Raw genomic sequence first — 21,509 nt, 5'->3', positions numbered from 1 at the left:
TTGGAAACTTTGATGGAGGGTAAGAATGGACTTGAACGATAATGAACTGACCCTAACGCCTATAAATGGTAAGAGCGGGAAGGCTTATATGGGCAGTTATCCTGATGGAGAGCGTGTATTTGTGAAGATGAATACGACTCCAATTTTGGCAGGGCTTGCTAAGGAACAAATTGCTCCGCAACTTCTATGGAGCCGTCGTCTTCCTGATGGCAATGTGATGACTGCACAAGAATGGTTGTCTGGTGAAATTTTAGGACCAGATGGTTTGGAAAGAAAGCAAATTTTTGATATTTTAATCCGACTGCACCGGTCACGGCCACTGATGACTCAGTTGACAAAACTAGGTTACGCTTTAGAACATCCTAATGATCTCTTAGATAACTGGGTAGAAAAAGTGCCTATGGCCTTGAAGAGCAACCAGTATTTACAGTCCATCATTGCAGACTTACGTAAAAACTTGCCTGCCTTCCGAGAAGATTATGCAACTATTGTGCACGGGGATGTGCGTCATAGTAACTGGGTAGAAACAAGGAGTGGATTGATATACCTCGTTGATTGGGACTCTGTCCGCTTAACAGATAGAATGTTCGACGTAGCGCATTTGCTCAGTCACTATATTCCAGAAGCACGTTGGGAAGAATGGCTGATTTATTATGGCTATAAATACAATGAAAAGGTTTTAGAGAAGCTCTACTGGTACAGCCAGTATAGCTACCTTTGCCAAGTCGCTAAGTATTATGAGAATAACGATTTAGAAAATGTGAACCGCGAAATTTATGCCTTGCGCAATTTCCGGGCCAAATACAGAAAGGAATCATGAGAGTAAGAAATCGCAAGGGGGCTACAGAGCTTCTAGAAGCTAATCCCCAATATGTCGTCTTAAACCCAGCTGATGCTAAAGGAAAATGGCAGGAGCTTTTTGGTAATGATCACCCGATTCATATTGAAGTTGGAAGTGGTAAAGGGGCCTTTATTACTGGTATGGCCAAGGCCAACCCAAATATCAATTATATCGGAATTGATATCCAAAAATCAGTTCTCAGCTATGCTCTTGATAAGGTCTTGGCAACCGATGTTCCTAATATCAAATTGCTCTGGGTGGATGGTTCTGATTTGACCAATTATTTTGCTGACGGGGAAATTGAGCGACTTTATTTGAATTTTTCTGATCCTTGGCCCAAAAAACGCCATGAGAAACGACGCTTAACCTATAAGTCTTTTCTGGACACCTTTAAGCAGATTTTACCTGAAAAAGGAGAAGTCCATTTTAAGACAGACAATCGTGGTTTGTTTGAGTACAGCCTGGTTAGCTTTTCTCAGTATGGTATGAAGTTGAAAGGGGTCTGGCTTGACTTACATACGAGCGACTTTGAAGGAAATGTTCTGACAGAGTATGAACAAAAATTTTCTAGCAAAGGGCAGGTTATTTACCGAGTAGAAGCAGTATTTTAATAAAAAATGCTGAAAAAGCCTCTATCTCTTGCTTTTTAAAGAGAGGAGTGCTATAATACAGTTTAGTGAATATTAGAAAGTGAGGCGGAGATCATTCTTCGCCTCTTATCTATGAGGAGGTGCAGTCTTATCGCAACAATTGTAGAGTTAGTAATGGCAGTGATTGAGCCAGCTATTACAGCGCCATTTGAATTGGTTGATGTAGAGTATGGAAAGATAGGTAGCGACTATGTCCTAAGTGTTTTTGTGGACAAGCCAGAAGGAATCACCGTCAATGATACAGCTGATTTGACAGATATTATCAGTCCCTTGCTGGATACGATTAAGCCGGATCCCTTTCCTGAGCAGTACTTCCTTGAAGTGACTAGCCCTGGCTTGGAGCGACCACTTAAGACCAAAGAGCAGGTGGAAGCAGCAGTTGGTCAATATATTCATGTTGGTTTGTATAAATCCTTAGATAAACAAAAGGTATTTGAAGGGACCTTGCTCCAGTTTAAAGAGGATATCCTGACCTTAGAATATATGGACAAAACTCGTAAGAAAGAAATTGACATTCCCTATAGTCTTGTTTCCAAGGCAAGACTCGCTGTTAAGTTTTAGAAATAAAAGAAAGGATTGCTTTTGCACAGCAAAAGCTAAGAGAACATGAGTAAAGAAATGCTAGATGCTTTCCGCATCTTAGAAGAAGACAAAGGTATCAAAAAAGAAGACATTATCGACGCAGTAAAAGAATCTCTTCGTTCTGCTTATCGTCGCCGTTATGGTCAAGCTGATAGTGCTTTGATTGATTTTGATGAGAAAAAGGGTGACTTCCATGTTTATACAGTTCGTGAAGTTGTGGACGAAGTTTTTGACAGTCGTTTAGAAATCAGTTTGAAAGATGCGCTTGCTATTAGTTCTGCTTATGAACTAGGAGATAAGATTAAATTTGAAGAAGCTCCTGTTGAGTTTGGTCGTGTTGCCGCTCAGTCTGCTAAACAGACTATTATGGAAAAAATGCGCAAGCAAACTCGTACTATCACTTATAACACTTATAAGGAACATGAAAATGAAATCATGTCAGGTACGGTAGAACGCTTTGATAACCGTTTTATCTATGTAAACCTAGGTAGTATTGAAGCCCAACTTTCTAAACAAGATCAAATTCCTGGAGAAGTCTTTACTTCACATGATCGGATCGAAGTATTTGTTTACAAGGTTGAAGACAACCCTCGTGGAGTGAATGTCTTTGTAAGCCGTAGCCATCCTGAAATGATTAAACGTCTGATGGAACAAGAAATCCCAGAAGTTTACGATGGAACTGTAGAAATCATGAGTGTGGCACGTGAAGCAGGTGACCGTACTAAGGTCGCTGTGCGTAGCCACAATCCAAATGTTGATGCTATCGGTACAATCGTCGGTCGTGGCGGAGCTAATATCAAGAAAATCACTAGCAAGTTCCACCCAGCAAAATACGATGCTAAGAGCGACCGTATGGTTCCTGTTGAAGAAAACATCGATGTCATCGAATGGGTAGCAGATCCAGCTGAATTCATCTACAATGCTATTGCACCAGCTGAAGTTGACCAAGTTATCTTTAACGCAGAAGATAATAAACGTGCTTTAGTGGTCGTTCCAGATAATAAGTTGTCATTGGCGATTGGTCGTCGTGGACAAAACGTTCGCTTGGCTGCTCACTTGACAGGCTATCGTATTGATATCAAATCAGCAAGTGAGTTTGAAGCGATGGAAGCAGCTAATGAATTGGGTGGCTTTGGAGAAGTGGCAGAGGAAGTTGTCTACGAAGATGATGCAAATCTGACCTATACTGACCAGGCAATGGAAGAAATGGCTGCAGCAGCACTAGCAACAGACCTTGAAGAAAGCGAAGTTACAGAGCTAGACTAAGGGGGCAAGCATGGCAAAAACACGAAAAATCCCTTTAAGAAAATCAGTTGTTTCAAACCAAGTGATTGACAAGCGTGATTTACTGCGAATTGTTAAAAACAAGGAAGGTCAAGTATTTATTGACCCAACCGGTAAGGCAAATGGCCGCGGCGCTTATATCAAACTGGATAACGAAGAAGCGCTTCAAGCTAAAAAGAAACAAGTCTTTAATCGCAGTTTTAATATGGAAGTGGACGAAGCTTTCTATGATGAATTGATTGCTTATGTTGATCACAAAGTGAAAAGAAGAGAGTTAGGTCTTGAATAAACAACAAGTCGCAAATCTACTAGGTCTGGCACAAAGAGCAGGTCGCATTATCTCTGGTGAAGAATTAGTCGTTAAGGCCATTCAAGAAGGGAAGGCTAAACTGATTTTTCTAGCCCATGATGCCGCTCCAAATTTGAGTAAAAAAATTAATGATAAAAGCCACTATTACCAAGTAGACGTATCAACCGTGTTTTCAACACTGGAATTGAGCTCTGCGATTGGTAAAGCAAGAAAAGTGCTTGCCATCACAGATGCTGGTTTTACAAAGAAAATGAGGTCTATTATGCAATAGAACAGGAGGACAAGGATTTGTCTAAAAAAAGATTATACGAAATCGCAAAAGAACTGGGAAAAGAAAGTAAGGAAATTGTTCAGCGGGCAAAAGAGCTAGGCTTGGATGTTAAAAGTCATTCATCAAGTGTTGAAGCTACTGCTGCGGATAAGATTGTAGCCAGTTTTGCTTCTGCAAAAAAAGCAGTGGCTGGTACTTCTGAGGCTAAAGCAAAACCAAGTTCTGAACCAATAAAAACAGAGGTGACACCGTCTAAGCCTGCAAAGGATAAGACTGAACAGGCAACAAACAAGCTGTCACCTAGCCCAGCATCAGCACCTAAGCCTGTGGAAGAAGCTAGTGCAAAAGCCCCAGCTAGTAAGCAAGAACAAGCACAAGGAACTACTGCTCCAAAAGTTACACGTCCACAAAGTCGTAACTTTAAAGCGGAAAGAGAGGCACGGGCGAAAGAGCAGGCAGAGCGTCGTAAACAACAGGGTCAACAAAGACCGCAAGGAAACCGCAATGATCGCAACGATCGCCGAAATAACCAAAACGATCGCAATGACCGTAATAGTCAAAATCGCAATGATCGCCGTAATCGTCAAGAGCAAGGCAATCAACATCGCAATCAAGGTCAATCACAATACAATCAACAACGCCAGTCCTTTAACCAGGGGCCTAAGATTGACTTTAAAGCGCGGGCAGCAGCCTTGAAAGCTGAGCAAAATGCTGAGTATGCTCGTTCTAGTGAAGAGCGCTTCAAACAGGCTAAGGCTAACAAGGAAGCTTTGCGGGAGCAGAATAAGCGTAAAGAACAAGCTAAATTGGAAGATTTATTTGTAGAAGTAGAATCTCCAAAACCTACAGCGCAAGCACCAGCAACACCGGCTCCAACAACTCAAGAGCCTGCTGTAGATACGCGTCGGAAGAAACAAGCACGACCAGATAAGGAACGTGATAACTTTGATCACGAAGAAGATGGTCCAAGAAAACAACAAAAGAATCGAAGCAGTCAAAATCAAGTGAGAAATCAAAAGAATAGTAATTGGAATAACAATAAGAAAACGAAAAAAGGCAAAAACAATCGGAATAATAATGCGACTCCAAAACCTGTTACAGAGCGTAAATTCCATGAATTGCCAACAGAATTTGAATATACAGATGGCATGACCGTGGCAGAAATTGCAAAACGGATCAAACGTGAACCAGCAGAAATCGTTAAGAAGCTCTTTATGATGGGCGTTATGGCAACGCAAAACCAATCTCTTGACGGTGATACAATTGAACTCCTTATGGTAGATTATGGTATCGAAGCTAAGAAGAAGGTTGAAGTTGACACTGCTGATATTGAACGTTTCTTTGTCGAAGAAGGCTACATCAATGAAGATGCTTTAGAAGAACGTCCACCAGTTGTGACTATCATGGGTCACGTTGACCATGGTAAAACAACGCTCTTGGATACCCTTCGTAATTCACGCGTTGCGACAGGTGAAGCGGGAGGAATCACTCAGCATATCGGTGCCTACCAAATCGTCGAAGGTGGCAAGAAGATTACCTTCCTAGATACGCCAGGACACGCGGCCTTCACATCTATGCGGGCTCGTGGTGCGTCTGTTACGGATATCACTATCCTGGTCGTTGCAGCTGATGATGGGGTTATGCCTCAGACTATTGAAGCGATCAACCACTCAAAAGCAGCTAACGTTCCAATCATTGTTGCTATCAACAAGATTGATAAGCCAGGTGCCAATCCTGAACGTGTTATCGGTGAATTGGCAGAACATGGTGTTATGTCAACAGCTTGGGGAGGGGACTCTGAGTTTGTAGAAATCTCAGCGAAGTTCAACCAAAACATCGATGAATTATTGGAAACAGTCCTACTTGTAGCAGAGATCCAAGAACTTAAGGCTGACCCAACAGTCCGTGCAATCGGTACCGTTATCGAAGCCCGTTTGGATAAAGGAAAAGGTGCTGTTGCGACCTTACTTGTCCAACAAGGTACCTTGAATGTTCAAGATCCTATCGTTGTCGGTAATACCTTTGGTCGTGTTCGTGCGATGACCAATGATTTGGGTCGTCGTGTCAAAGTAGCTGGTCCATCTACACCAGTTTCTATCACAGGTCTAAACGAAACACCAATGGCTGGGGATCATTTCGCTGTTTATGAAGATGAAAAAGCGGCGCGTGCAGCCGGTGAAGAACGTGCTAAACGGGCTTTGCTGAAGCAACGTCAAGCCACTCACCGTGTCAGCCTTGAAAATCTCTTTGATACCCTTAAAGCGGGTGAAGTCAAGTCTGTTAATGTTATCATCAAAGCCGATGTACAAGGTTCTGTTGAAGCCTTGGCTGCTTCCCTACAAAAGATTGAAGTAGAGGGCGTGAAGGTAACCATCGTCCACTCAGCAGTTGGTGCTATCAATGAATCAGACGTAACCTTGGCTGAAGCTTCAAATGCCGTTATTATCGGTTTCAATGTCCGTCCTACACCGCAAGCTCGTCAGCAAGCGGAGTCTGATAGCGTTGAAATTCGTCTCCACAGCATCATCTACAAGGTTATCGAAGAAGTGGAAGACGCCATGAAGGGAATGCTGGACCCAGAATACCAAGAAAAAATTATCGGTGAAGCCCTTATCCGTGAAACCTTCAAGGTTTCTAAAGTTGGTACCATCGGTGGATTTATGGTTATCAGCGGTAAAGTTACCCGTGACTCTAAGGTCCGTGTGATTCGTGACGGCGTCGTGATCTATGACGGCCAACTGGCTAGTTTGAAGCACTTCAAAGACGATGTCAAAGAAGTTACAAACGGCCGTGAAGGTGGTCTCATGATTGAAGGCTATAATGATATTCAAGTAGATGATACAATTGAAGCCTACATCATGGAAGAAATTAAAAAATAAAAGCTAAATCCTGAAGTTTTTAAGTCCGTATTCATGAGATCAATGTTGATAGGGATGACAGATTCTACGGAAATCCTAGATCAATTCATTTCTCAAAATGAGACGGCGGGCTTCTATAACCAAATAAAAATAAGCTAGGCTCAGCCTAGCTTATCTTACAGAGAAAGAAATAGAAAGGAAATCCAATGGCAAATCATTTCCGTGTGGACCGGGTTGGGATGGAAATCAAGCGCGAAGTCAATGAGATTTTGCAAAAGAAAGTCCGCGATCCGCGTGTCCAAGGTGTGACCATCACTGATGTGCAAATGCTGGGTGATTTATCAATGGCCAAGGTCTACTATACTATTATGAGTGATCTGGCATCAGATAATCAAAAAGCACAGTTGGGACTTGAAAAAGCAACTGGAACCATCAAACGTGAGTTGGGCCACAATTTAAAAATGTATAAAATCCCAGACTTGACCTTTGTAAAAGATCAGTCAATTGAATATGGTAACAAGATTGACCAAATGTTGCGGGATTTGGATAAATAATAGGAAAAAGACCTTCTGTGGTCTTTTTTTCTTGCACAAAATAGTATAGTTTTTTCATTTTTTTAAAAAAAGGTCTTGTGACTTTGACGATTATTCTATAAAATATAAAAGGAATACTTCGAAAGAGGTTTTAGGAGGCAAAGAATGTCCATTAATTGGCAAGATATTATTTTTAACTTTTTAGGTGGTTTGGGACTATTTCTTTATAGTATCAAGATGATGGGTGATGGTCTGCAACAAGCCGCTGGTGATCGCCTGCGTTATTTTATCGATAAGTATACCAGCAATCCTATCTTAGGTATCCTGGTTGGTATCGGGATGACAGCTCTTATCCAATCCAGTTCAGGTGTGACGGTTATCACTGTTGGGATGGTAAGTGCGGGGCTCCTGACCTTGCGCCAGGCCATCGGGATTGTCATGGGAGCCAATATCGGAACAACAGTGACTTCCTTCATCATTGGTTTTAAGCTGGGGGAATATGCCCTTCCCATTCTCTTTGTCGGTGCTGTCTGTATATTCTTTACTAAAAACCGTGCTATAAACAATATTGGTCGGATCCTCTTTGGGGTCGGAGGGATATTCTTTGCGCTGAATCTGATGAGCGGTGCGATGGAACCACTTAAGGATTTACAGGTCTTCAAAGATTATATGATTCAGCTCAGCAAAAATCCAGTCTTGGGAGTCTTTGTCGGAACAGGATTGACTTTGCTGATTCAGGCTTCATCTGCTACGATTGGTATCTTGCAAAATCTATATGCTAGTGATTTGATTAGTCTTCAAGGAGCCCTACCGGTGCTTTTTGGGGACAATATCGGGACGACCATAACAGCAATTATTGCTTCTTTGGGCGCCAACATTGCTGCTAAACGTGTTGCAGCCTCTCATGTGCTCTTTAACGTTCTGGGGACCTTGGTCTGTCTACTCTTTCTCGGTGCCTTTACCAATATGGTTCAGTGGTTTCAATCGACCTTGCATCTATCGCCTGAGATGACGATTGCTTTCTCTCATGGTGCCTTCAACATTACCAATACCATTCTTCAATTCCCACTGATTGGTTTTCTTGCCTATGTAGTGACCAAACTAATTCCTGGTGAAGATGAGGTTGTTAAGTACGAACCGCTATATCTGGATAAAATTTTGATCAAGCAAGCACCATCATTAGCCTTAGGAAATGCTAAGAAAGAATTGCTTCATTTGGGAAGCTACGCTGTTAAATCTTTTGAACTGTCCTATGATTATTTGATCAACCATACTGAAAAATCTGCAGACAAGGGTCATAAGACGGAAGGAGCCATCAATGCTATTGACGAAGAACTGACACGTTATCTCATTGATCTTTCTGGAGAACAGCTGAATCAAAAAGAAAGTGAAGTCTTAACCAATATCCTAGACTCTTCTCGAGATTTGGAGAGAATTGGGGACCACGGTGAAGCCCTGCTTCAACTGACAGACTACCTGATTAAGAAAAAAGTTATCTTTTCAGAAGCTGCCTTGGAAGAATTAGAAACGATTTACCAAATGACCTTGGATTTTATCAAGGATGCCTTGCAATCGGTCGAAGATAATAATATTGAACTGGCTGACAGTCTAGAAGAAAAGCATACGAAAATTGATCAGCTAGAGCGTAAGCTTAGGAAGACCCACATTTCGCGCCTCAACCGCGGAGAATGTACACCACAAGCTGGGGTCAATTTTATCGATATCATTTCTCACTATACAAGGGTTGCGGACCACGCTATGAATCTGGCTGAAAAGGTCCAAGCAGAACAAATTTAGACAGGAAAAGCTTCCTGTCTTTTTAATATAATAATTTTTATAAAATAGGTCTATACCATTTACAAATAAATGGGAAAGGTTTATAATATAGATGACATAATCAATGAGTACCAAATAGGGAGAAAGTTAGTCTATTTGGACAAAATCTGGAGGTTATATTATGCCTAAATATATTAAAGCTGATCAGTTTTTCTATCCTCAAGGGATCCGTCAAGGTGGTTATTTAGAAATCAAAGACAGCAAATTTGGAAAGCTGGTCAAAGAAGTTCCTGCTGATGCTGAAGTGATTGATTACACTGGTTATTCTATAGCACCTGGTCTAGTAGATACCCACATTCATGGCTTTGGCGGAGTGGACGTCATGGACAATAACATCGAAGGCACCCTTCATACCATGAGTGATGGTCTTTTGACAACAGGGGTTACGAGCTTTTTACCAACTACTTTGACTTCGTCTTATGAGCTTTTGCTGGCTGTAACAGAAAATATCGGTGCCCGCTACAAAGAAGCTACTGGTGCCAAGATTCGTGGTCTATATTTTGAAGGACCTTATTTCACCGAGAAATACAAGGGAGCGCAAAATCCTTCCTACATGAAAGATCCTCGTATGGATGAATTTCGTGCTTGGCAAAAGGCCTCAAATGGCTTGCTAAATAAGATTGCCCTTGCGCCTGAACGCAATGGTGTCGAAGAATTTGTTCGCACGATTACTGACGAAGGTGTGACAGTAGCACTCGGCCACTCAGATGCAACCTTTGACCAAGCCAAGGCAGCAGTGGAAGCTGGTGCTAGCGTATGGGTACATGCCTATAATGGTATGCGTGGCTTGACTCACCGGGAGCTAGGTATGGTTGGTGCCATGTATGAGCTTCCTCATACCTACGCAGAATTAATCTGTGATGGCCACCATGTGGATCCTAAGGCTTGCGATATTCTGATCAAGCAAAAGGGCCATGAAAACATCGCTCTCATTACGGACTGTATGACAGCTGGCGGTCTGGAAGACGGTGATTATATGCTGGGTGAATTTCCAGTGGTTGTGGCAGATGGGACTGCCCGCCTCAAATCAACAGGCAACCTAGCGGGTTCAATCTTGAAATTAAAAGATGGATTGAAGAATGTTGTTAAATGGGGCATTGCCAATCCTCACCAAGCCGTCATGATGGCTAGCCTGATTCCAGCTAAATCTGTTCATATTGATGATGTTTGCGGTCAGATCAAAGAGGGTTATGATGCGGACTTTATCGTTTTAAATGATGACTTGGACTTGATTGCCACATACTTGGATGGTGAGAAAAGATTTGAAGCCTAATCATACAAAAGTCTCCTAACTATTTAAAGAAAGAGCAGGTGAGCCTGTTCTTTCTATTTTTTTTAAGCTGAGAAAATAAATTTGAATCAATATGAAATGATGTATTCATGATATAATGATATCAACGAAATAAACAGGAGTGAAACATGAAAAAGATTGATTATAAATTTACCCTTATGGGTGTGGTCTTTCTTCTTTTTGGCTTAGCGATGAGTCGTATTCTGATGATTGTCGCTGGAGCCGCCTTTATCATTTATAGTTTTATCAGTAAGGGAATGGCTCCGACCAAGAAAAATATCTTCAAACCAGGGCCTATAGTCCCTAAGAAGAAAAAGAAGGACTAGGTCGGATAATAGACAACTATTTCTCAACAGAGCAATTTAGCTCTTTGAGGATCTCATAAATAATAGACGGAGGATACCTATGGAAACGTACCTTTTAAACAATGGCGTGAAAATCCCAGTGCTTGGCTTTGGGACATGGAAGGCTAAGGATGGTGAGGAAGCCTATCAGGCAACATTAGCCGCTCTCAAAGCAGGCTATCGACACATCGATACGGCCGCTATCTATAAGAATGAAGAGAGTGTCGGACGGGCAATCAAGGACAGCGGCATTCCGCGCGAGGAGCTCTTCATCACGACCAAGCTTTGGAATGACAACCATACTTATGAGGAGGCTCTGGAGGCTTTTGCCCAATCAATGGAGCGGCTGGGACTGGACTATCTGGACCTCTACCTCATCCACTGGCCTAATCCCAAACCCCTGAGGGAAAATGATGCTTGGAAAAAGCGCAATGATGAAGTCTGGCGTGCCATGGAAGATCTCTATGAGGCTGGGAAGATTCGTGCAATCGGCGTCAGCAATTTCTTGCCTCATCACTTAGAAGCCCTGCTTGAGACAGCGCGCATAAGGCCGGCAGTCAATCAAATCCGCCTGGCGCCAGGTGTCTATCAGACAGAAGCAGTGAACTTCTGCCGTGATCATGAGATTTTACTGGAAGCTTGGGGGCCATTTGGCCAAGGTGAGCTTTTTCAAAATCCTGACGTACAAGCTGTGGCGGACAAGTATGGCAAGACCATTGCTCAAATCGTCCTAGCGTGGAGCTTGCAGGAAGGCTTCCTGCCCCTGCCTAAGTCGGTCACTCCGAGCCGGATTGCTAGCAATCTGGACTGCTTTGACATTGAGCTAGATGCTGCAGACTTAGAAGTCCTCAAAAATATCAGTGGCCTGGCAGGTGGCGCACCAAATCCTGATGAAATGGATTTTTAGATGAAAATCCGATTCTATCGCAGTTCAGATAGAGAAGCCTTGCAGTCTTACCATTTAACCGACTTGAGATTTACCAATCATCCTAAGGAGGCTGTAGCTGACTTAGAAAATCGCTATGCTATCTTGGGTCTTGAAGAACATCAAATCGTAACCTTTCTAATCTTGGATTCTGGAGAAAAGAAGTTTACTTATGGCGGTCAGCCAGATAGTCTGCTCCTTCGTAGCTTTTCGACAGATGAAGACTTTCAGATGCGAGGATACGGTAGTCAGACGCTGAAGCTCTTGCCTGACTTCATAAGAGAGCATCTGCCCATGTATAAAAGCATCATCTTAGGCGTCAATGAGAGAAATCAAGTCGCTTCCTATCTCTACCGAGAGACCGGTTTTAGCAAACAGCCCCAGCGCATATTAGGACCAGCCGGCTGGCAGGAAGTCTATGAATTAAAAATATAAAGTCATCCCCAGTTTGAAATGAGCTGGGGATTTAATTGAATTGATTTTAAAAATAGTTTTAATCAATAATTTATGATAAAAAGCAAACCTATTATTCTCTAAAAACGACTGTCAGTAATGCGGCAAGTAAACTAATAGAGTTTAAGATATTATTACTATTTTAAGCTACCATACAGAATGTATTAGAGTGAATTACTTAAAAATTTAAAAGGAAAGTTAAAAAATGCTATAATGTTACTTAAATTATAATTGTTTAAATTTATCGAAATTAATAGAGGTTGAAAACAAATGGATGACTTAATAAAAAAAATAAATAAATTTAGAGATGATCGTGATTGGCGAAAGTTTCACAATGAAAAGGATTTAGCTATATCTATTTCACTGGAAGCTAGTGAACTTTTGGAGTTGTTCCAATGGAAACAGTCAGAAGAGGTTGTCGGTCATTCATTAGATCAAATTGCTGAAGAGTTAGCAGATGTTTTAATTTATAGTTTTATGTTAGCTGATAATTTACAACTTGATGTAAATAAGATTATTGAGGATAAACTTATCTCTAATAATATGAAGTATCCAGTTAACTTGAGCAAAGGGAATAACAAAAAATACACTGAGTTGGAGAAATAATGGTAAAAATACAAAGCCCAATTGTAAGAGAAATAGATTATACAAGCAACTCACTGGTGAAACTTAAAAACAAACTTAGTCTTAATGAAAATAAAAATGATTTAAAATTTTTATTCGATTATCCAGTAGTTTATATTGTTAACGATGAGAAGAAAAATCAATTTAGTGTATACATAGGAGAAACAACGGATATAATTCGACGAACTAGTCAACACTTAATTGACGATATAAAAAAAGAGAATAGAGATGATTGGAGAGATTTTGCAACATCTTCGACAACGAAGATGTTTGTAATTGGTCACAATCATTTTAATAAGTCGTTAACTCTAGATATAGAAAATCGTTTAATGCTTTATTTATCAAGTGTCGACAATGTTACTAGGGTACAAAATAGAAGAGGAAATCCTCAAAATGAATATTATACATCTAATGAGTTAGATTCAATTTTTTCAAAAATTTGGCGTTTGCTAAGAAAGAGCAACAAACATTTATTCCCTGTTGAGAGTATTGTTCGAAATTCAGCAATTTTCAAAGCGTCTCCGTTTCATAAATTGACCGAAGAACAAATCGAAGCTAAAAACACTATTATTAATAAAATAAGTGCCTCGATTAGTAAAAATCAAGATGGAACACTCATTCTAGTTAAAGGAGAAGCTGGAGCGGGGAAAACAGTTCTAATGAGTTCGCTTGTGGATGATTTATTAAACTCTGATGATATTTCATTTATCAAAGATAATAATTTCATTAATATCGTTGTAAACAATGATCATCAATTAAAAGTGTACAAAGAAATTGAAAGAAAATTAGATTGGAATAGTGGCTCTAGTCTAGAAGTGGCGAACAAGCCTACTCAATTTTTAAATGCACTGAAGAAAAATGATATTAAGGCAGGAGTGGTTATAGTTGACGAAGGCCATCTACTGCTTACTGCGAAGAATCAATCATATCTTGGTGGAAATCATTTAAAAGATCTACTAGCACAATCAAAAGTAGTTGTTCTGGTTTATGATGATAAACAGATTATGAATAAATCTCAAATATGGACTGATAATTCATTTTTAGAATTAGAACATGAAGCTAATCTGGAAGGAAATTTAATTGAACTACGCAATCAAATGAGAATTAGCGCAAATTCTGAAACTATTGATTGGATTCGTTGTATTGTTGATGAAGGTGAAATTAAGAAATTTAAAAAAGATGCTCGATATGATATTAAATCTTTTGATTCTCCTTTGGAACTACAAAATGCTATCAAATCTAAGAATGCTAATCAAAAATTAGGTATTTCTAGATTGGTAGCAACATATGATTGGCCATATGTCAGAGAAAATAAGAAACAACCAACTCCGAAATGGTTTGTTGAAATAGGTGATTGGAAGGCTCCTTGGAATCTACAATTAGAGTCAGAGAAGGAATTTGACAAATTATCTTGGATAGAGCAGCCTCAAACAATTGATGAAATAGGCTCTACGTTCACAGTTCAGGGATTTGACTTGAATTATGTAGGTGTTATTATCGGACCATCTGTGAAGTATCGAAACGGCAAAATTATTTATGATATTTCTGAAAGTAAAAATAAGGGTGCTGTTCAAAACCGTAAACTTGCGAATGGTGAAAAAGTCAACTATGGTGAAAGACTGTTGCGAAATGAATTAAATGTGCTGTTAACACGAGGAGTAAATGGTTTATATATTTATGCTGTTGATGAAGAATTAAGGGAAGCTTTGAAGAAAGCAATTAAATAAAATTATAGTCAGTTATCATTAGTCTTCCAAGGGAGATTTACTTGTTCTTTATCTAAATACCTACTTACAACATTTTACCTTACTGAAAGGAGACTTCTATGAGACTTTGGCATGAGGCATTGATTCCTCAACTTCCCCGACCTCAACTTTTGGGGCAACATCGTGAGTGCTGCGCCCTACGTGGCAATGGCTGGGGGAGGAGGCATGCGACGGTGGACTATGTCTTTACCCACTCGCCCTATCGTCTCTATGCCTATCATCGTTTGATCATGGAGGAGATGGCTAGTCGTGGCTATCGGGTCAGCCCAGAGTGGCTGGACAAGAACTACCGTGGTAAGACCTGCCCTTCTTATGAAGACTTGCCTGAGGAGAAGCTAGGCAATCCTATCTATAGTGAGCATAATGACGCCTACTATGAGGAGTGCTTAGATAATCTCCGTGAGAAGGGGATAGAGCTGGAGTAACGGCGTGAAAGGCTTGCGATGCAAAATTCTTCTTTGTATTTTTGAGTCATAAAGATGAGACCTAAGGATTATTCCCTAGGTTTTATGTTTTAGTATTATGATGTATTTTCAGTTATAAAGTGATGAAAAAGAGCTTGTTGCACACTATTTTATAAACAGGGTGATAGATCTTTCTTCTTAAATGGTGAGATCTTTTTTGCAACAAGCCTTAAGAACCCTATACCGTAAAAGCATCAATAAAAAAACGAACTATTCTAGGGATAGTTCGTTTTTTGTTTAATAGAAAGAGGCATTAGTGAGTGAAGTCAAGTACCATACGTCCTTGGATAGTACCAGCTTCCATTTCATCAAAGACATCTACGGCATCTTCAACAGGGCGTTTTTCAACGACTGGAACAACTAAGCCTTCAGCACCAAATTGGAAGGCTTCTTCCAAGTCTTTACGAGTACCTACAAGAGAACCTATGACTTGGATACCGTCTAGAACAGTCTTGACAATGCTGAGGTCCATCATTTCAGATGGCAAACCAACAGCTACTACACGACCACCTGCACGTACAGAATCAACAGCTTGGTTGAAGGCCACTTTAGAAACGGCTGTTACGACTGCAGAATGAGCACCGCCGTTTGTCTTTTCTTTGATGAGGCCAGGAACATCATCAACTTCACGTCCATTGATGACAATATCAGCACCAACTTCTTTGGCTAATGCAAGTTTGTCATTGTTGATGTCGACTGCGATAACATGGGCATTGAAAACTTTCTTAGCATATTGAACAGCTAGGTTACCCAAACCACCTGCACCATAAAGGACGATCCATTGGCCTGGTTGGAGTTGAGCTTCTTTGATGGCTTTGTAAGTAGTTACACCGGCACAAGTGATAGAAGAAGCTTGTGCAGGATCAAGACCTTCAGGAACTTTGACAGCATAGTCAGCTGTTACGATACATTGTTCAGCCATACCACCGTCAACAGAATAACCAGCATTTTTTACTGTACGGCAAAGAGTTTCACGTCCTGTAGTACAGTATTCACATGTGCCACAACCTTCAAAGAACCAAGCGACACTGACACGGTCACCGACTTTCAAGTTCTTCACATCAGGAGCCAATTCTTTGACGATACCGATCCCTTCGTGACCAAGGATACGGCCTGGGACCTTGCCGAAGTCACCATGTGCAACGTGCAAGTCAGTGTGGCAGACACCACAGTATTCAATTTCTACAAGAGCTTCACCTGTTTCAAGCGGACGGAGTTCTTTGTTTTGGATAATTTCCACACCAGTGCTTTCTGGATTAACAACAACTGCTTTCATAAGTAGTTCCTCCTGTTTAGTTATTATTATTAATATGTTAATTATATCACAAAGTTTTTAGGTAGGCAAGCGTTTTCAGCAAAGAGTAATTCCCTGCTAGATTGCTAGGAGGACTATTTTTCACGACAAAGGTGGTAAAAACCGTATATTATTCTAATTTTGTTCTATATTTCAAACAAATTGACTCATCAAACTTTATAAAATAGGTATTAAGTAGAAAAACATTCGGGAATATTACATTTTCGTTACATTTTATAACAAAGTATGAATTTTCAGACAATTTTTATTATAATATGATTTAAAAAATATTGAGGAGTTTTGTATGAAAAGACAACAACGTTTTTCACTTCGGAAGTTCAAATTTGGTTTGGCTTCGGCTTTGTTGGGAACTGTTTTGATTTTTGGTTCAGGCCAAGTCAATGCGGACGAACAGACAGCCGTTAGCACAGCAGAAGCGAGTCAGCAGTCAAGCCTAGTTACGACAGCTGATCCGTCAGAGCAGGAGTCTCTTTCTGCGGATAAGGCGACAGTAAAAGAGGACAAGTCGCAAACTTCTGAAGAAGTAGACAAATCCTCAAGTTCAGAGCCAGCAAATGCTCAAGCTCCATCAGCAGGAGAAACTAAGGAAGAAAAGCAAGTAGCTAGCGAAACAACTGTAGCTATAGAGCCAAAACAGACTGTTTCGACAGCAGAGGGAACAAGCCCTTCATCTGAGAAGAAAGATGATAAGCAGGAGGTTAGGACTGAAAATCCTGAAAGAAAGCCAGCGACTACAGAAGCTGTAGCGTCAGAAAATACAGGTCAGCCAGTTGCTACTGCGACTTCTGCAGAAGAAGATAAAGTCAGCAAGGACGAGCAACCAACTAGCATCAGTAGTAATGAAATCATCAAGGTTCCTCAAACTTGGTCTCAAGGTTATAAAGGGGAAGGTCGCTTGGTTGCTGTTATCGACTCTGGTTTAGACGTCCACCATGAAGTCTTGCGTATTTCAGATCCTTCAAAGGCCAAATACCAAACGGAAGCTGCTCTTGAAGAGGCAAAGAAGAAGGCCGGAATTGATTATGGTAAATGGTATAACAGCAAGGTTGTTTATGCCTATAACTATATTGATGGCGATGATAGCATCAAGGAAAAAGATAGCTATTCTCACGGGATGCACGTTACTGGTATCACGGCTGGAAATCCAGACAAGAAGGATAGCAATGGAGAATACATCTATGGGGTTGCTCCTGAAGCTCAAGTGATGTTCATGCGGGTCTTCTCAGACCGTCAAAAAACTACGAGTGACGCCATTTATATCAAGGCCATTGAAGATGCAGTAGCCTTGGGGGCAGATTCCATCAATATGAGTTTGGGTTCAGCAACAGGATCAGTCGTAAACATGAGTCCTAGTCTCTCTGCGGCGATTGAACGAGCTCGAGCTAAAGGAGTCAGTGTCGTGATTGCGGCTGGTAACGAAAATACTTTCGGAAGTGGCCATTCCAAACCTCTAGCTGAAAATCCAGACTATGGTTTAGTCGGAAATCCTTCAACTGCAGAAGGAGCTATTTCTGTTGCCTCTGTTGATAATACAGTAGTGACTGAAGAAGTCATGGAAGTTCGTGGTCTAGAAAACAATGCTGAATTAAGCAATGGGAAATTTACATTTGCCAAAGCAGATAGCAAGGCTGACTTTGAAAAGGGCAAGGAATACGAGTATGTCAATGCTGGTCAAGGACGTGAGGAAGATTTTAATGGCCTAGACTTGACAGGGAAGTTGGCCCTTATTCAGCGTGGTTCGATTACATTCTCTGAGAAGATTAAAAATGCGATCCAACATGGTGCAGCTGGGGCCCTCATCTACAACAATGTTGAAGGTGCTAATATCCAAATGGCCTTGGATGAGGATTCAGAATCAGCTCCATCAGCCTTTATCAGCAAACAGTATGGTGAAGCCTTAGCAGCTGGTAATTATAAGATCGCCTTCAACGGATTGAAAGATAATCGCCCAAATCCAACAGCTAAAGAACTATCTGACTTCTCTAGCTGGGGTGTTACAACCGATGGTCAGCTGAAGCCAGATGTGTCAGCTCCTGGTGGATCTATTTATTCTTCACTCAATGACAATACCTATGGTAGCATGAACGGAACCAGTATGGCCTCTCCACATGTGGCTGGTGTTGCTGCCTTGGTGAAAGAATACCTGCTCAAGCATTATCCAAACCTAACTCCAGCCCAGAATTCTGAATTGGTCAAGGCTTTGATCATGTCTACTGCGAAGCTGCATATTGATAAAGAAACAGGCGCTTATACCTCTCCGCGTCAGCAAGGTGCAGGAATCGTTGATACAGCTGCTGCGGTGTCTACTGGACTTTATGTTACTGGGGAAAACCAATACCCAAGTGTATCTTTAGGCAATGTCGAAGATAGCTTTACGTTTGACGTGACGGTTCATAATATTACTGACACTGACCGAACCCTAAAAATGATTGTCAATACCAATACAGATACGGTTAAGGATGGTCAATTTGATCTGACACCTCGTAAATTGACTGAGACAGTCTGGCCAGAAGTTACGGTCAAGGCTCATAGTAGTCAGACTGTAACTGTGAAGGTTAATGTGGCTAAATTTGCAGAAGAGCTGACCAAGTTAATGCCAAACGGCTACTTCTTGGAAGGTTTTGTTCGCTTTGTTGATCCAGCAGATGATGGTGATGTAGTGAGCCTTCCATTTATGGGCTTCCGTGGTCAATTCCAAAATCTGCCAGCTGCTGAAAAACCAATTTATAAATTAGTTCGCGATGGCAAATCAGGCTTCTATTATCAGGTACCAGAGGATAAAAGTATTGATTCTAAAAGCAATGTGACGAGCCTCGTAACAACGTCTAAAGATACCCTTTATTCAACTGGCAAAACTGTAGACCGCAGTTCAGTTGTCTTAGGAACAGCAGAAAATGCTGATGGGAAACATATCTTGCAGCTGGATGCTGATGGCAACATTCGCTTAGCCTTCTCACCAAATGGCGATGGCAATAAAGATGTGATTCAGTACCGTTCTGTCTTCTACCGGAATGTGAACAATCTAACAGCTAGTGTGTATACAACAGATGATACTGACTACCGCTTCCCAATCTGGCAAAGTAGCAAGGCTTGGGATGGCCGCAAGAATTTCTATAGTGGTGATGCGAGAAAACCGAAGTCTTATCTTTTGACAAATACTGTTTGGGATGGTCGCGATAGCAAGGGTAACCCGTTAGAAGATGGTCACTATACCTATGTCGTACGCTACACACCTGACGTGCCTGGTGCAGAAGAGCAAACCGTAAGCTTCGATCTTCAAATTGATACCCAAAAACCTCAGATTACTTCAGGTTATATCACGAATAAAGATGGTGTTGAGACTTTAACAGTCCGTAAGCCAAAGGATGTAGGAAACGGTGGTATCCTGCGCGAACAAGTCTTCTACTTGAAGGCAGACGAAGAAGGTTCAATCACTTATAAGGACGTGGATTCCCATGGAAAAGAACGGGAATACGAGCATAGAGTTTATCTTTCAGCCAATGAAGATGGTACTTACACCTTGCCAGAAGGAGTGGACAAGTCCCAGATTTTCTATGCGGTAGAAGATTATGCAGGCAACAAAGATGTTCTTGCCTTGTCTGAATTTGTCAGCTCTGAAAATTCAGGCCGGATCCGAGTTTCCATGGTGGATGCAACCACACATAAAGATGTCGACACGACCTTTGTCTATCGAATCAAGGATGACAAAGGAAAATATGTTGATTTGGACAAAGGAAAAGATATCAACTTCTTGCCGTTCGGTCGTTATACAGTAGAAGTCTTCACCTATGATAGGGATGAAATTAAGTTCTACGGCTCCAAGACGCAGGAATTTGAATTAACAGCACAAGATAGCTTCAAGACAATCGAGTTCCTTGTTAAGGAAGTTGTCTTTGCGCCAGTCAGTGTTAGTTTTGATCAGGCTGTACCAAAGAATACTCAAGTACTTCTCAAGAACAACAATGGCGATGTATATACCTTGCCTGCTGCTAAATTTGGTAAGAATTCCTTTGGACGATCAGTAGGGGCAGGATTCTACTCTGTCTTTGTCAATCTCCCAACTGGTTATGAGCTTGTGGAAACAGATCCAACTGTTGAGGTTCTTGAAGGTAAGAACAATCTTCTTAAACTAGGAGTTGTTGTTAAAACCCTTCTTATGGCTGCGGTTAATCAGCAATCAAATCTAGTAACGACAGTTCAATATTACAATGCTTCTAGCGCAAAACGTCTGGCTTATGATCAAGCTTATCAATCTGCCAAAGATGCTTTAGCTGGTAAATTGACTCAGGCAGAAGTGGATGCTGTTGTTGCCAAGTTGCAAGCTGCAACAACTGATCTTGACGGTAAAGAATCCGATGTAGCAGCTGTTAAAGCAGCAGTAGAGGCTTATGCTGCAACAACGAAAACAGGTGCTTATGCCAATGCTAAGGACAGAAACCGCCGTGCCTATGACCAAGCCTTCCAAGAAGTTACTCTTCTTTTACTCCAAGAGAAGGTGACCCAGGAGCAAATCGATACGGCACTGGCTAAACTGGCAGCTGCTGAGAAAAAATTAGATGGTAAGCCAACGAACTTTACTGATTTACAAAAATTAGTAGAATACGACATGCACTATCAAGCAATCAGCAATAAGTTTATCTATGCTAGCGAGAATGTTAAAGCAGCGTACTTAGAGGCCTATGCACAAGCTAAGGCAGTTCTGGAAGATCCAAGCGCTAGCCAAGCAGAGGTTAAGGAAGCTATTGCGAATTTGAAGGTGGCTAGGAGAAAACTTGATGGCAGAAAACCAAGAGTTGTGAAACCTAGAAAACCAAGACAAGCTTAAAACTTTCAAGCTTACTTTAGAATTAGAATCCCTTAGGTTTATACTTGAGGGATTTCTTTTATTAAGGGTGTATAAGTGTTTTACAATAGTTAGGATTTCTGCTATAATCTTTTTTAGAAAGAAATCTCTTTGTCTACTTTTTAGCGAGTCTGGGATAGTGTGAGCCAGATAGGGAAGCGGAGCAGATGGCGCTTTTGGTTATATTTTGTAAACAGAATGAAGTAATAAATTAGGGTGGAACCGCGTTTTTGACGCCCCTAGGTCGCAATAGCCTAGGACTGTCGGATGAGGTTCTTTTGTTTGTTCAAACGGAGCGAAAGATAGTCCCTGAGCTAAA

General features: G+C 41.1%; 18 protein-coding genes and 1 pseudogene. 18 read left to right on the top strand and 1 reads right to left on the bottom strand.

Features of this window, described 5'->3' with window-relative positions:
* Positions 1-25 precede the first annotated feature (25 nt).
* The 17 genes and pseudogenes from ccrZ to PCY06_RS00235 all read left to right on the top strand — a co-directional run bounded on the left by ccrZ (position 26) and on the right by PCY06_RS00235 (position 14,993).
* On the top strand, positions 26-820 hold the full coding sequence (gene ccrZ, locus PCY06_RS00315; RefSeq protein ID WP_008808544.1) for a cell cycle regulator CcrZ: 795 nt from the start codon (positions 26-28) through the stop codon (positions 818-820).
* Positions 817-1,452 (top strand): tRNA (guanosine(46)-N7)-methyltransferase TrmB, encoded by a 636-nt coding sequence (trmB, locus tag PCY06_RS00310; RefSeq protein WP_008808545.1) that lies wholly within the window; start codon positions 817-819, stop codon positions 1,450-1,452. The genes ccrZ and trmB overlap by 4 nt, the downstream gene beginning before the upstream one ends.
* 111 nt (positions 1,453-1,563) lie before the next feature.
* On the top strand, positions 1,564-2,052 hold the full coding sequence (rimP, locus tag PCY06_RS00305) for a ribosome maturation factor RimP (RefSeq protein ID WP_268706862.1): 489 nt from the start codon (positions 1,564-1,566) through the stop codon (positions 2,050-2,052).
* Between the two features lie 45 nt (positions 2,053-2,097).
* Positions 2,098-3,339: a transcription termination factor NusA gene (nusA, locus tag PCY06_RS00300; protein ID WP_301385142.1), complete on the top strand. Its 1,242-nt coding sequence runs from the start codon at positions 2,098-2,100 to the stop codon at positions 3,337-3,339.
* 10 nt (positions 3,340-3,349) lie between these two features.
* Positions 3,350-3,646, top strand: coding sequence for a YlxR family protein (locus PCY06_RS00295; RefSeq protein WP_008808548.1), 297 nt, complete (start codon positions 3,350-3,352; stop codon positions 3,644-3,646).
* Positions 3,639-3,938 carry a YlxQ-related RNA-binding protein gene (locus tag PCY06_RS00290; RefSeq protein ID WP_268706863.1) on the top strand — a complete coding sequence of 100 codons (300 nt, stop codon included), beginning with the start codon at positions 3,639-3,641 and terminating at the stop codon, positions 3,936-3,938. The genes PCY06_RS00295 and PCY06_RS00290 overlap by 8 nt, the downstream gene beginning before the upstream one ends.
* A 17-nt stretch (positions 3,939-3,955) precedes the next feature.
* Positions 3,956-6,817: a translation initiation factor IF-2 gene (gene infB, locus PCY06_RS00285; RefSeq protein ID WP_301385141.1), complete on the top strand. Its 2,862-nt coding sequence runs from the start codon at positions 3,956-3,958 to the stop codon at positions 6,815-6,817.
* Positions 6,818-7,002: 185 nt separating this feature from the next.
* Complete coding sequence (gene rbfA / locus PCY06_RS00280) at positions 7,003-7,350, top strand: 30S ribosome-binding factor RbfA (protein ID WP_008808551.1); 348 nt, start codon at positions 7,003-7,005, stop codon at positions 7,348-7,350.
* A gap of 144 nt (positions 7,351-7,494) precedes the next feature.
* On the top strand, positions 7,495-9,126 hold the full coding sequence (locus PCY06_RS00275; RefSeq protein WP_301385140.1) for a Na/Pi cotransporter family protein: 1,632 nt from the start codon (positions 7,495-7,497) through the stop codon (positions 9,124-9,126).
* A 160-nt stretch (positions 9,127-9,286) separates the two neighbouring features.
* Positions 9,287-10,438, top strand: coding sequence for an N-acetylglucosamine-6-phosphate deacetylase (gene nagA, locus PCY06_RS00270; RefSeq protein WP_061594838.1), 1,152 nt, complete (start codon positions 9,287-9,289; stop codon positions 10,436-10,438).
* Between the two features lie 146 nt (positions 10,439-10,584).
* On the top strand, positions 10,585-10,782 hold the full coding sequence (locus PCY06_RS00265; RefSeq protein ID WP_008808554.1) for a hypothetical protein: 198 nt from the start codon (positions 10,585-10,587) through the stop codon (positions 10,780-10,782).
* Positions 10,783-10,861: 79 nt separating this feature from the next.
* Positions 10,862-11,707 carry an aldo/keto reductase gene (locus PCY06_RS00260; protein WP_125369389.1) on the top strand — a complete coding sequence of 282 codons (846 nt, stop codon included), beginning with the start codon at positions 10,862-10,864 and terminating at the stop codon, positions 11,705-11,707.
* On the top strand, positions 11,708-12,160 hold the full coding sequence (locus PCY06_RS00255; RefSeq protein ID WP_008808556.1) for a GNAT family N-acetyltransferase: 453 nt from the start codon (positions 11,708-11,710) through the stop codon (positions 12,158-12,160). It abuts the gene before it with no gap.
* Between the two features lie 288 nt (positions 12,161-12,448).
* Entirely contained in the window at positions 12,449-12,784 is a 336-nt protein-coding gene (locus tag PCY06_RS00250; protein ID WP_008808557.1) for a nucleotide pyrophosphohydrolase, read from the top strand.
* Entirely contained in the window at positions 12,784-14,529 is a 1,746-nt protein-coding gene (locus PCY06_RS00245; protein WP_096754712.1) for a DUF2075 domain-containing protein, read from the top strand. Before PCY06_RS00250 ends, PCY06_RS00245 begins: the two co-directional genes overlap by 1 nt.
* A 34-nt stretch (positions 14,530-14,563) precedes the next feature.
* A pseudogene (locus PCY06_RS00240) lies at positions 14,564-14,644 on the top strand (DUF1722 domain-containing protein); the annotation flags it as partial.
* Positions 14,628-14,993 carry a TIGR02328 family protein gene (locus tag PCY06_RS00235; protein ID WP_125369391.1) on the top strand — a complete coding sequence of 122 codons (366 nt, stop codon included), beginning with the start codon at positions 14,628-14,630 and terminating at the stop codon, positions 14,991-14,993. The pseudogene PCY06_RS00240 and the gene PCY06_RS00235, both read left to right, overlap by 17 nt.
* A gap of 292 nt (positions 14,994-15,285) precedes the next feature.
* On the opposite strand, the gene adhP is transcribed toward PCY06_RS00235, so the two are convergent.
* The gene (gene adhP / locus PCY06_RS00230) at positions 15,286-16,308 is read right to left on the bottom strand and encodes an alcohol dehydrogenase AdhP (protein WP_048778796.1); all 1,023 of its coding nucleotides are present in this window, start codon (positions 16,306-16,308) and stop codon (positions 15,286-15,288) included.
* 322 nt (positions 16,309-16,630) lie between these two features.
* On the opposite strand from adhP, the gene PCY06_RS00225 reads away from it, so the two are divergent.
* The gene (locus tag PCY06_RS00225) at positions 16,631-21,172 is read left to right on the top strand and encodes a S8 family serine peptidase (RefSeq protein ID WP_082307145.1); all 4,542 of its coding nucleotides are present in this window, start codon (positions 16,631-16,633) and stop codon (positions 21,170-21,172) included.
* Positions 21,173-21,509: the final 337 nt, after the last annotated feature.

The sequence above is a fragment of the Streptococcus sp. SG1 genome (assembly GCF_030439935.1).
GTDB lineage: Bacteria > Bacillota > Bacilli > Lactobacillales > Streptococcaceae > Streptococcus > Streptococcus gordonii.
The sequence above is the reverse complement of the archived record's forward strand: the minus strand, read 5'-3'. Positions and strand labels throughout refer to the sequence as shown.